This window comes from Streptomyces violaceorubidus, from assembly GCF_000717995.1.
Lineage (GTDB): Bacteria > Actinomycetota > Actinomycetes > Streptomycetales > Streptomycetaceae > Streptomyces > Streptomyces violaceorubidus.
In genome coordinates this window covers 1-11,503 of sequence record NZ_JODM01000062.1, presented here as the reverse complement: position 1 = coordinate 11,503, position 11,503 = coordinate 1, and the positions used below count along the sequence as shown (strand labels likewise).

Sequence of the window (11,503 nt, the reverse complement as noted above, 5' to 3'; positions counted from 1 at the left end):
GTGTTGGCGGACGGCGAGGTCGATGGCGGCGGCGGTGTTCTCGGGTGCCATGCCGGAGGAGCCGCGGTGGGCGATGACGTCGGGTCCGGTGGCGGCCTGCGCGGTCGTCGAGGTCGCCGCCAGGGCCAGACCGCTCAGCACCGCCACGACCACCCCGGCACGCTTCTTGCTCACGAACTTCACTGGAGCCTCCCACGTTCGAATGACTCCCTGGAGAGTCCCGGACGCCGGTTACGGGAAGCCTGCCGCCGTCTGGCGGGCCCGGGAGGGGCCGGTGGAGCGGACCACCGAACCGGTCATCGCAGGCGCAGGGGGTGATTGCACGCAATCACCCCCTGGCGCCCCGCGCGTCTCACCCGCCGAGGAGGCCCTGGGGGAGCAGCGACTGCGGCGAGGTGGCCGGATGCCCCACCTCCAGCGATCCCAGGAGGCCGTCCAGCAGCGGACCGCCGGGAACACCGGCGGACGGGCCGGGCACGGGAGCCGCCTCGGCGAGGGGAGCGGAGACCAGCAGAGCGGTGGCCAGGACGGAGACACAGGCGAGCTTCTTGATCATGTCCGTCCCAACGAACGGGGTCCTGGAGGGAAACGCTCGCGGCCGCCGCACTGGGCCAGTCGGGTTCACGCGGGCGCCAACCGTGGCACCGGCGGCAACGGCGTGTGCTCGGGGGAGGCTCGGAACGCCTGGATCGCCAGCGCGGCGAAGCGCCGGGAGGCCGCGACGCGGGCGGCCGTCGACAGGGCGTGGATGCCCCGGTTGGCCATGATCATGAGGATGAGGTCGTCCAGGACGAAGTCGGGGCGCAGACCCCCCTCCCTCTTGGCCCGACGGGCCAGCTCACCGACGGACTTCAGCGAGTACGCGCGGGCGGCGGCGAAGTCCATGGCGTCCGGGTAGGCCGCCATGAACGCCTCGGTGAAGCCCGGGTGCCGGGCGTGCAGCTCACAGGTCTTCTCGACGACGAGGCAGAAACCGGCCCAGGGATCGGGGTGGGCCAGGCCCTCGTCCACCAGCGTCCGGCATGCGCGCAGCTGGTCCGCGAAGGCCTCGGTGACCAGCTCCTGCTTGGTCGGGAAACGCCGGTAGAGCGTCGCGGGCCCCACACCGGCCCGCCGGGCGACTTCCCGCATCGGTACCCCGAGCCCTTCGGCGGCGAACAGTGCACGGGCCGCGTCGAGGATGCGCTCCCGGTTGTCGCGGGCGTCGGAACGCAGGGGGTGAGGCAATTGATCGGTCACCACTCTCACTTTAGCGAAGTGGACGGGGGCGTCCGTTAACGTCCGAGGAGCACGGCCCCAGGACCCAGAAACATGGGGGGCACGGCTTCGGTGAGCGAGGAGTGGCGAATGAAGACAGTGGTGATCCGGCGGTTCGGCGGACCCGAGGGGCTGGAAGTCGTCGACCTCCCCGTCCCCGTGCCCGCCGCGGGAGAGGTGCTGGTCGCGACGGAGGCGATCGGCGTGAGCGGCGCCGACGTGGCCATTCGCCGTGGCACGCTCGCCTCCTACGGGTTCCAGGAGGGGCATGTCCCCGGCGGAGAGGTGGTGGGTACCGTCACCGAGGTCGGCGCGGGCGTCGATCCGTCCTGGACCGGCCGGCGCGTATGGGCGCAGACCGGCGTGGGAGGCGGCTACGCCGAGCGGGCGACCGCCCCGCTCCACGACGTCCTCCCGCTCCCCGAGGGCCTGTCCGCCCTGGACGCGGTGACCATCGGAAGTGCCGGGGCGGTGGCGCACTTCGGGCTCGCCCACGCCCACTTCACCCCGGGGGAGAAGGTGCTGGTGCGGGGCGGGGCAGGCAGCATCGGCATCATGGCGGTCCAGCTCGCGGCACGTGGCGGTGCCGCGGCGGTGGCGGTCACGACCTCGTCGGCCGCGCGGGGCGAGCGGCTGCGCGGGCTCGGCGCGACCCACGTGCTGGACCGCTCCGGCACGGGCGACGCGGACGCCCCCGAGACCTTCGACGTCATCGTGGACGTCGTCGCGGGAGCCGAGCTGCCCTCCTTCTTCGCCAGGCTCGCGCCGAACGGCAGGATGGTGGTCGTCGGCGCCGTCGCGGGGCAGCCGCCCGCGGACTTCGGCACGCGTCTGATGGCCTCGTTCCAGAAGTCCATGTCGTTCGCCACCTTCAGCGCCGCCACCGTCCCGGAGACCGAGCTGCGGGCCGTGCGGGCCGAGCAGTTCACCGCCGCGGGCCGGGGAGAGATCGAGACCGTCGTGCACGATGTGCTGCCTCTGGACCAGGCGGCCTCGGCGCACCGCAGGATGGACGCGGGCGAGGTCTTCGGGCGGATCGTACTGACCCCGTGACCCGGGGGCCGCGCCGCCCCCGGAGCCACGGCCCGCCCGGTGCCGCCCTCGGCGGACGCGCTCAGCCCGTCCCGCGCGGCCGGACGAACACCTCGGTGCCCGGCCTGCGCACGGAGAAGCGGTCCGACGGCGAGACCTCGCGCAGCAGCCGGCGCAGCTCCGCCTCGAAGGCGGCGAGCCGCGCGCCGAACAGGTGCGGGGCCGAGAACGACAGGGAGCACACCCCTGCGACGACGTCGTCCCCCGTGCGCACCATCGCCTGCCCCCCGGGCACGACATGGCGGTACGGGCCGGCGAAGCCCGCCCCGGCCGGCACCGCGGCCTCACCGGAGGGCGTGCCGCGCGGCAGCAGCCCCCGGCCCGCCCGGCGGACCGGCGCCAGATACCGGCGGACCAGGGCGTCGATCGCCGCGTGCGGGACGGGAGGGTGCGGCAGCCCGTCGACGGTCCGGGTCTCCCCCTTGAGGTCCGCGATGTGCACCAGCGCGCCGCCCGGCCGCAGCATGCCCCGGACCCTCGCCGCCACCAGCTCGCGGTCCATCCAGTGGAACGACCGGGCGAGCCTCGCCACGGTGAAGTCGCCCAGTCCCGCCGGGAGTTCCTCGGCCCGGGCCCGCACCCGGCCGCCGGACGCCGGGCCGCCCTCCCCGCGATGAGTCCCCGCACCTACGACGACTCGCGCACCACCAGCTCCGTCGGCAGCGTCATCTGCTGTCGGGGTGCGCCGTGTTGCGTGATGTCCGTGAGGATGCGGGCCATGGTCCGGCCCAGTTCCTCCACCGGCTGACGCACCGTAGTCAGCGGTGGGTTGGTGTGGCGGGCCAGGACGGAATCCTCGAATCCTACGACGGCCACATCGCCCGGCACCTGTCTCTTGTGCCGACGCAGTTCGGCCAGCGCGCCGACCGCCATGAGGTCGGACGCGGCGAAGACGGCGTCCAGGTCGGGGGCGCGTTCAAGAAGCAAACGCATGGCGCTCGCGCCGCCCTCCTCGGTGAAGTCGCCCGCCTCGACGAGGAGTTCCGCCGTAGGGAGGTCCGCCTCCCGGTGCGCGGCGCGCCAGCCGGCGAGCCTGCTGCGGCCCACGTCCATGTCCAGCGGTCCGGTGATGGTGGCGACCCGGCGCCGCCCGCGCTCCAGCAGGTGCCGCACCGCGGCGGCGGCCCCGCCCGCGTTGTCGGAGTTGACGTAGCTCAGCCGCTCGCCCGCGTCGCGGCGGCCGGCCAGCACGGTGGGCAGGCCCATCTCCTCGAGCATGCCCGGCAGCCGGTCCTCGGAGTGCACGGAGACCAGCAGCACCCCGTCCACCCGGCGGGTCGCGACCGACTCGGTCAGCTGGTCGCGCTCGGCCTGGTCGCGGACGAGCATCAGCTGCAGCTGGGTGCGGCTCTCGGCCAGGGCGCCGCTGACACCCCGGATGAGCGCGGCGAAGAACGGCTCCGAACCGAGCCGGCTCTCCGACTCCGGGATCACCAGGGCCACGGCGTTGGTGCGGTTGGTGACCAGGCCCCGGGCGACCGAGTTGGGAACGTAGTTCAGTTCCTTGATCGCCGCAAGTACCCTCTCGCGGGCATCGGCACTGACCAGCTCCGAGCCGTTGACGACACGGGAGACGGTGGTGCGGCCCACGCCGGCGCGGGCGGCGACCGTTTTGATCGTTGGACGGCGGTTGCCGGTCATGTGCTCCCCCCTCGGCGGCCGCGGCGGCGCTGTCTGCCGCGGAGGTGACCTGCGGCAATTCTTGCAGACACCGCACTCGGCGGAGCACCCCCGGGGCTCCGGCAGGCGAACGCGGCGACCGGGTGGTTGTGACAACTTGCTTTCAAGTCATTGACAGACAGGGCCCGTTCCCACGAGTCTTCGATGCGCCGGTGGGAACGTGCCCACCAAATTGGGCACGTTCCCACCCCCTGTTCGAGCCGCTGTCTTTCATCGCTGTAGCCGCTGTAGCCATCGCAGTAGTCATCGCAGAACTCGTCACTCCGATGTGTCAGCGCCGTCGCTAGGAGGAGATCCATGGGCACTCTCGGTTCGTTGCGCAGAGGGGCGGTGGCCACGGCCGCGGCCGTCGGCGCGCTGGCACTCGTCGTCGGCTGCGGCGGCAGCGACGACTCGGCCACCGGCGGTGGCAAGAAGGACGGCAAGGTCACCATCACCATGGGCATGTACGGGGTGATGGGCATCAAGGAGACGGGCCTTCTCGAGCAGTACGAGAAGGAGAACCCGAATGTCGACATCAAGGCCGAGATAGCCGGTGACGAGCAGACCTACTACACCGCCCTGCAGACCAGGCTCGCCGCGGGCAAGGGCCTGAAGGACATCCAGGGCATCGAGATCGGCCGGGCCAAGGAGATCACCGAGACCCAGGCGGACAAGTTCGCGGACTTCTCCGACGTGCCGGGCACCGACCACTTCCTGCCGTGGAAGGAGTCCCAGATCAGCACCAAGGACGGCAAGGTGCTGGGCCTGGGCACCGACATCGGGCCGATGGCCGTCTGCTACCGCAAGGACTACTTCGAGAAGGCGGGCCTGCCCACCGACCGCGAGGAGGTCGCCAAGCTCTGGGCGGGCGACTGGAAGAAGTACGTCGAGGTCGGCCGCACCTTCAAGAAGGACTTCAAGGGCGGCGACGTGGCCTACATGGACGCGGCCAGCGGCCTGTTCAACGCCATGGTCTACGGCTACCCCGAGCAGTACTACGACGAGAACGGCGAGCTGATCTACGAGAGCAACCCGGCCGTCAAGGAGGCGTGGACGCTCTCCGCCGACGCGGCCGAGGACGGGCTGACCGCCAAGCTCCGCCAGTTCCAGCCGGGCTGGGACCCGGGCCTGGCCAACGGAACCTTCGCCACCGCGGTGTGCCCGGCGTGGATGCTCAGCCACATCAGCGAGAAGGCGGGCGACGCCAACAAGGGCAAGTGGGACGTGGCCAAGGCGCCCAAGGGCGCGAACTGGGGCGGCTCCTTCCTCGGCGTGGTCGAGCAGAGCCCGGTGAAGGAGGAGGCCAAGAAGCTCGTCGCCTGGCTCACCGCGCCCGAGCAGCAGGCCCACATCTTCAAGGAGATCGGCAACATCCCCTCCTCGCGCGAGGCGCTGGAGCGCCCCGAGGTGAAGAACGCCGAGTCCGAGTACTTCAGCGGTGCCCCGATCGGCCAGATCTTCGGTGCCGCCGCCCAGGAGATCCCGGACAAGCAGGTCCTCGGCCGCAAGGACGGCACGATCAAGGACACCTTCTCCCAGGGCCTGGCCCTGATCGAGCAGGGCGACGCCACGCGTGACGAGGCGTGGAAGACCACCGGGGAGCGCATCGAGAAGGCGGTCGGCTGACTCTCCGCTCCCGAGGCAGACCGGGCCCGCCCTCGCCCAGGAACAGCTCCTGGCCGGCGGGCCCGGCGCCCCGCCCACACCTCCGCTCTCAGGAAGGAAGTCCGGTGGCCACCTCCACCACCAAGGCCCTGGCCGGGGGCGAGCCTCCGCGTCCGTCCCCCCTCGGGGGCGGGGACACCCCCCGGCGGCGCGGCCCGCTCCTGCACCGGCTCGACATCAAGGGCGCCCCCTACGTGTTCGTCGCGCCCTTCTTCGTCATCTTCGCCGCGTTCAGCTTCTACCCCCTCATCTACACCTCGTGGATCTCGCTGCACGACGTGGAGCTGGCCACCCTCGACGTCATGGACTGGGTGGCGTTCGACAACTACGTCGAGCTGTGGGGCGACTCCCGGTTCTGGAACGCGCTGCAGAACACCATCACCATCGGCGTCATCTCCACGGTCCCGCAGCTGATGATGGCGCTCGGCATGGCGCACCTGCTCAACTACCGGATGCGCGCCTCGCTGTTCTTCCGGGTCGCCTCCCTGGTGCCCTACGCCACCTCGGTCGCCGCGGCCGCCCTCGTCTTCACCATGATCTTCGAGCGCGACTTCGGCATGATCAACTGGGCGCTCGGCTCGGTCGGCATCGACCCGGTGGACTGGGAGGCCGACAAGTGGCCGGCCCAGATCGCGATCTCCACCATCGTCATCTGGCGCTGGACCGGCTACAACGCGCTGCTCTACCTGGCCGCGATGCAGGCCATCCCCGCCGACCGGTACGAGGCCGCCTCACTCGACGGCGCCTCCCGGTGGCAGCAGTTCATCCACGTCACCGTTCCCGGCATCCGCTCCACAATCGTCTTCACCATCGTGCTCTCCACGATCGGCGCCACCCAGCTCTTCGGCGAGCCGCTGATCTTCGGCCAGGGACCCAACGGTGTCACCGGCGGCGCGGACAACCAGTACCAGACGCTGGGCCTGCTGCTGTACGAGGAGGGCTGGAAGAACTACCAGATGGGGCGCTCGGCGACCGTCGCGTGGGCGATGTTCATGCTGCTGGTCCTCGTCTTCGTCGTGCAGCGCGTCATCAAGCGCCTGCGCTCCCGCACGTCCTGACCTGGAGTCGCCATGACCACCCAAAGCCTCCCGGCCCGGACCGACGCCCCGGCCCGGACCACCGCCGTGAGGGCGAGCGGCCGCGGCGGCCGCCGGCTGCTGCGCCAGCGCGCCGGCCGCCAGCACCACGCCGGCCCCCTCGCCTACGTCCTGCTCGCCATCATGGCGATCCTGTCGATCTTCCCCCTGTACTGGACCATGGTGGCCGCGTCCACCGACAACACCCGGGTCAGCCAGACGCCGCCCCCGTTCCTGCCCGGCCCCAACCTGTTCAGCAACCTCGCCCGGGCCTGGGACGAGGCGGCGATGGGCAAGGCCATGATCAACAGCCTGATCGTGGCCGGGGTGATCGCCCTGTCCACGGTGCTGTTCGCCACGCTCGCCGGATTCGCCTTCGCCAAACTGCGGTTCAAGGGCCGCAACGCCCTGCTCATGCTGGTGATCGGCACCATGATGGTGCCGCCGCAGCTCGCCGTGGTGCCGCTGTTCATGCTGATGGCCGACCTGGGCTGGTCGCAGCAGCTGCCCGCCGTCATCTTCCCGACGCTGGTGAGCGCGGTCGGCGTGTTCTTCATGCGGCAGTACCTGACCGAGGCGCTGCCGGACGAACTCGTCGAGGCCGGACGCGTGGACGGGGCGCATTCGCTCAGGATCTTCTGGAGCATCGTGCTGCCCATCGCGCGCCCCGCGATGGCCGTCCTGTTCATGATCACGTTCGTGCACGCGTGGAACGACTTCTTCTGGCCGTTCGTGGTCCTCGACATGACCAACCCGACGGTCCCCGTCGCGCTCACCCAGCTCAGCGCGGGCTACGTCCGCGACCAGTCGCTCATCATGGCCGGCGCGCTGCTCGGCACGCTGCCGCTGCTGGCGATGTTCGTCGTCTTCGGCCGCCAGATCGTCAGCGGCATCATGGCGGGAGCCGTCAAGGGCTGACCCGCCGCACCGCCGCTCCCAGCACCCCCACCCCGAAAGGACTTACGTGGTCACCGCAGCACAGCAGACCGCGTCCGCCCCGGACGCCGCCCGCACCTTCCCCAAGGGCTTCCTCTGGGGCTCCGCGACCGCCTCCTACCAGATCGAGGGGGCCGCCGCCGAGGACGGCCGCACGCCGTCCATCTGGGACACCTACGCCCGCACCCCCGGCCGGGTCCGCAACGGCGACACCGGTGACATCGCCACCGACCACTACCACCGCCGGCGCGAGGACGTCGCCCTCATGGCCGAACTCGGCCTGGGCGCCTACCGCTTCTCCCTCGCCTGGCCCCGCATCCAGCCCACCGGCCGCGGCCCCGCCGTGCAGAAGGGCCTGGACTTCTACCGCCGCCTGGTGGACGAACTGCTGGAGAAGGGCATCCAGCCCGTCGCCACGCTCTACCACTGGGACCTGCCCCAGGAGTTGGAGGACGCGGGCGGCTGGCCCGAGCGCGTCACCGCCGAGCGGTTCGCGGAGTACGCGGCCCTGGCCGCCGACGCCCTCGGCGATCGGGTGAAGACCTGGACCACCCTCAACGAGCCCTGGTGCAGCGCCTTCCTCGGCTACGGCTCCGGTGTGCACGCCCCCGGCCGTACCGACCCGGTCGCCGCCCTGCGCGCCGCCCACCACCTCAACCTGGCGCACGGCCTCGCGGTCCAGGCGCTGCGCGACCGGGTCCGCGCCGACGCCCAGGTGTCCGTCACCCTCAACATCCACCACGTCCGCCCGCTGACCGGCAGCGACGGCGACGCCGACGCGGTCCGGCGCATCGACGCGCTCGCCAACCGGGTCTTCACCGGCCCCATGCTGAACGGCGCCTACCCGGAGGACCTGCTCAAGGACACCGCCGCGCTGACCGACTGGTCCTTCGTCCAGGACGGCGACCTGAGCCGGGCCCACCAGCCGCTGGACTTCCTCGGCGTCAACTACTACACGCCCACCGTCGTCTCCGAGACCGACGGCAGCGCCGCCCACACCTCCGACGGGCACGGCAACAGTGCCCACAGCCCCTGGCCGGGTGCCGACCGGGTCGCCTTCCACCAGCCGCCCGGCGACACCACCGCCATGGGCTGGGCCGTCGACCCCACCGGTCTGTACGACCTGCTGCGCCGACTGGCCGCCGACTTCCCGAAGCTGCCGCTGGTCATCACCGAGAACGGCGCCGCGTTCGACGACTACGCCGACCCCGAGGGCCGGGTCAACGACCCCGCCCGGATCGCCTACGTACGCGGGCACCTGGCCGCCGTCCACCAGGCCATCCTGGACGGCGCGGACGTGCGCGGCTACTTCCTGTGGTCCCTGCTGGACAACTTCGAGTGGGCCCACGGCTACAGCAAGCGCTTCGGTGCCGTCTACGTCGACTACCCGACCGGCGCCCGCATCCCCAAGGCGAGCGCCCGCTGGTATTCCGAGGTCGCCCGCACCGGTGTACTGCCCGGGGCCTGACCGGGTGGGTGCGGCACGCACCAGCCGCCCCGCGAGGCGTGCCGCACCACGGATCCGCCCCCGTCCGCCGCACGCGCGGCGGACGGGGGCGGACCCCTGTGCGAGGCCGGGTCAGTCGAGCGGCGCGAGCGTGAGCCGCGCCTCGGCCGGGTTGCCGTCGTGCACCAGCGACTCGTGGTTGCCGACGTCGTCGAAGGCGAAGGCGTACGCCTTTCCGTCGGCCATGCGCTCGTGGATGATCCGGGCGTAGTGGTTGGTCACGGAGTCCCGGTAGAAGTCCGCCGCCGAGGGATCGGGCTGGTTGGGGTTGCTCAGCAGCGTCGAGCGGTTGAAGCCGGCGCACAGCGTGCGCGAGATCGGCCCGCGCACCTGGTCGTTGGGCGCGTCCAGGAGCCGGTGGCAGCCGAAGACGCTGGAGGCGTCGGGCTTCTGGAAGCTGGTGACGACCGCGCCGGAGGTGTTGGTGAAGTTCATGACGTTGCCCGACACGCGCCCGAAGTACTTGGTGTCCGGCCGGTCCCCGAAGGGCGTGACGGTGAGCGTGCTCGTCGTGTACTTCTGCCAGACCCGGTTGACGTAGTCGTCCACGACCGACGCGGGCAGCGCCCCGGTCTCCACTCCGTACAGCGGTGCCAGCGCCCGCAGTACGGTGCCGTCGGGCCGGGTCTGGACCAGGCCGCCCCAGCCCGGCTGGGCCCGCAGCGCGTCGAACACCCCGCGGTAGCCACCGGCCTTGAGCTGACCGGCGCTGATCGCGCTGCCGTCGGCGCGCTGCACGCCGACCGTGTACGGCGCGGAGAACATGTCGACCTGGGTGCTGTTCAGCCACAGTCCGCCGTCGTTGAGCGTGTACTCGGACCAGTTGAAGAGGATGTCGCGGTTGGGGTCGCTCGGATTCTGGACGGCGGGCTGGACCAGGCCGCCGGTGGTCAGCCGGAAGTCGAGCTTGTGGCCGTAGGAGAAGTAGATGCGTCCCGACAGCTTCGGGATCCGGATGGTCTTGGTCTGCCCCGCGGCCGGTCCGGGGATGGACGCGTCCGGTGCGGGGGTGGGGGGATTGCCGCCGGCGGGCCAGGCGTGGAAGGTGCCGTTCTCGTCCGCCCAGCCCTGCTGGCCGGTCGTCAGCGAGGTGCCCAGGTTGTAGATGTGGACGGCGTCGCCACGGGCGGAGTTGTTGGTGATCTTCAGGGGGATGGTGGCGGGCACCGCGGCGTCAGCGGGCGGTGCGGCGCCGAACGAGAGCAGGGCGCCGGTCAGGGCTGCGGCCGCGGCCACGGCGAGCAGACGGTGTCTGAGTCGGGAGAGCACTCTCCACCTCCGTGCGGGTGTGGGGGAATTGGTCCGTACCGATTGTGAGAGCGCTCTCAGCGTTGCGCCGGGGCGCGTTCATGTCAATGTGCGCGGCGGAACCACGACGCCGCGGTCCGCCCGCCCCGGCCCGTGCCGCCGGTCACCGCGGCCCGGCGACCGGATAGTGCCGCACTCCCGCGGCACCCCGCCGCCGCGCCCCCGGCCACAGGCAGTCCAGGACCGAGGCGGAGGGCGGGAAGAGCGCGGACGGGACCGACTCGCGGGCGAACCACTCCCAGCGCTCGATCTTGTCGGGCTCGGTGACCCGGGCCGTACCGGCCGCCCGCTCGGTGACGGCCGCGGCCGTCACGCGGGTCAGCCCGCCCACGCCGTCGACCAGCACGGCCAGCACCCGCACGTGCGCGGGGGCCGCCACGAGCCCGGTCTCCTCCACCAGCTCCCGGACGGCGGCCGTCTCGAAGTCCTCGCCCGCGTCGACCTTGCCGCCGGGCAGTTCCCAGCGTCCGTCGTGACCGAGCCCGAGCAGGACCCGGCCGGCGGGATCGAGGACGGCGAGGCCGACGCCGGTCAGGCTCTGGGCGGCGGGGTGGGCGCGTTCGGGGCGCTCGGCGCGCGGTGCGGAGGAGTTCACGCGGCTCATTCCACACCGTCGGGAGTCCCGGCGGCCACCGGGGGCGGCGCGGGCCCCGACAGGCGCTGACGATCCGCCGTGCGACCGGCTCGGCGGTGCCGCACCCGACCTGCTCGGTGCAGCACCTGGCCGACGTGGGTCAACTGCGCGCGGTCACCGACGGCATGGACCGCGTCACCGGTCGCGCGTACTGCTCGGTCCTCGTCGAGCTGGACCGGGCCGCGCGTCCCTGAGTCGTGTCACCCCCGTTGGGTGAGGGTCTGGGGGTAGTCGGTGATGATGCCGTCGACGCCGAGGCCGGTCATTTTGCGGATGGCTCCGGGTTCGTCGACGGTCCAGACGTTGATGTCCATGCCGAGTTGGTGGATGCGGTCGACGAGGGTCTGGTCGGTGACGGTGTGCTGG

Annotated in this window: 12 protein-coding genes and 1 pseudogene; 6 read left to right on the top strand and 7 right to left on the bottom strand. The window is 71.8% G+C overall.

Annotation, left to right across the window (positions count from 1 at the left end; genetic code table 11):
* Window positions 1–352: 352 nt before the first annotated feature.
* Window positions 353–556, bottom strand: a complete 204-nt coding sequence (locus tag IE94_RS0133415; RefSeq protein ID WP_030191964.1) for a hypothetical protein — start codon at window positions 554–556, stop codon at window positions 353–355.
* Between the two features lie 65 nt (window positions 557–621).
* Window positions 622–1,239 (bottom strand): TetR/AcrR family transcriptional regulator, encoded by a 618-nt coding sequence (locus IE94_RS0133410; RefSeq protein ID WP_209441106.1) that lies wholly within the window; start codon window positions 1,237–1,239, stop codon window positions 622–624.
* A gap of 108 nt (window positions 1,240–1,347) precedes the next feature.
* Here IE94_RS0133410 and IE94_RS0133405 point away from each other — a divergent pair, with 108 nt between their 5' ends.
* Window positions 1,348–2,310 (top strand): zinc-binding dehydrogenase, encoded by a 963-nt coding sequence (locus tag IE94_RS0133405; RefSeq protein WP_030191960.1) that lies wholly within the window; start codon window positions 1,348–1,350, stop codon window positions 2,308–2,310.
* 61 nt (window positions 2,311–2,371) lie between these two features.
* Here the strand turns inward: IE94_RS0133405 and IE94_RS0133400 are convergent.
* Window positions 2,372–2,935 (bottom strand): annotated as a pseudogene (locus tag IE94_RS0133400) (SAM-dependent methyltransferase); the annotation flags it as partial.
* 41 nt (window positions 2,936–2,976) lie between these two features.
* Complete coding sequence (locus IE94_RS0133395; protein ID WP_030191956.1) at window positions 2,977–3,990, bottom strand: LacI family DNA-binding transcriptional regulator; 1,014 nt, start codon at window positions 3,988–3,990, stop codon at window positions 2,977–2,979.
* A 336-nt stretch (window positions 3,991–4,326) separates the two neighbouring features.
* Here IE94_RS0133395 and IE94_RS0133390 point away from each other — a divergent pair, with 336 nt between their 5' ends.
* The 4 genes from IE94_RS0133390 to IE94_RS0133375 all read left to right on the top strand — a co-directional run bounded on the left by IE94_RS0133390 (window position 4,327) and on the right by IE94_RS0133375 (window position 9,156).
* Window positions 4,327–5,637, top strand: a complete 1,311-nt coding sequence (locus tag IE94_RS0133390; protein ID WP_030191953.1) for an ABC transporter substrate-binding protein — start codon at window positions 4,327–4,329, stop codon at window positions 5,635–5,637.
* A 104-nt stretch (window positions 5,638–5,741) separates the two neighbouring features.
* Window positions 5,742–6,734, top strand: a complete 993-nt coding sequence (locus tag IE94_RS0133385; protein WP_030191952.1) for a carbohydrate ABC transporter permease — start codon at window positions 5,742–5,744, stop codon at window positions 6,732–6,734.
* A 12-nt stretch (window positions 6,735–6,746) separates the two neighbouring features.
* Entirely contained in the window at window positions 6,747–7,670 is a 924-nt protein-coding gene (locus IE94_RS0133380; RefSeq protein ID WP_030191949.1) for a carbohydrate ABC transporter permease, read from the top strand.
* 46 nt (window positions 7,671–7,716) lie between these two features.
* Window positions 7,717–9,156 (top strand): GH1 family beta-glucosidase, encoded by a 1,440-nt coding sequence (locus tag IE94_RS0133375; protein ID WP_030191948.1) that lies wholly within the window; start codon window positions 7,717–7,719, stop codon window positions 9,154–9,156.
* 111 nt (window positions 9,157–9,267) lie between these two features.
* Here IE94_RS0133375 and IE94_RS0133370 read toward each other — a convergent pair whose 3' ends face one another.
* Window positions 9,268–10,464, bottom strand: a complete 1,197-nt coding sequence (locus tag IE94_RS0133370) for a glycoside hydrolase family 64 protein (RefSeq protein WP_030191946.1) — start codon at window positions 10,462–10,464, stop codon at window positions 9,268–9,270.
* Window positions 10,465–10,606: 142 nt separating this feature from the next.
* Window positions 10,607–11,098 carry a nucleotide triphosphate diphosphatase NUDT15 gene (locus tag IE94_RS36460; RefSeq protein WP_037924450.1) on the bottom strand — a complete coding sequence of 164 codons (492 nt, stop codon included), beginning with the start codon at window positions 11,096–11,098 and terminating at the stop codon, window positions 10,607–10,609.
* Window positions 11,099–11,193: 95 nt separating this feature from the next.
* On the opposite strand from IE94_RS36460, the gene IE94_RS40095 reads away from it, so the two are divergent.
* Window positions 11,194–11,331, top strand: a complete 138-nt coding sequence (locus tag IE94_RS40095) for a hypothetical protein (protein WP_157849425.1) — start codon at window positions 11,194–11,196, stop codon at window positions 11,329–11,331.
* 6 nt (window positions 11,332–11,337) lie between these two features.
* On the opposite strand, the gene IE94_RS0133355 is transcribed toward IE94_RS40095, so the two are convergent.
* Window positions 11,338–11,503, bottom strand: a 166-nt coding sequence (locus IE94_RS0133355; RefSeq protein WP_030191941.1) for a glycerophosphodiester phosphodiesterase, incomplete at its 5' end; no start/stop codon positions are given.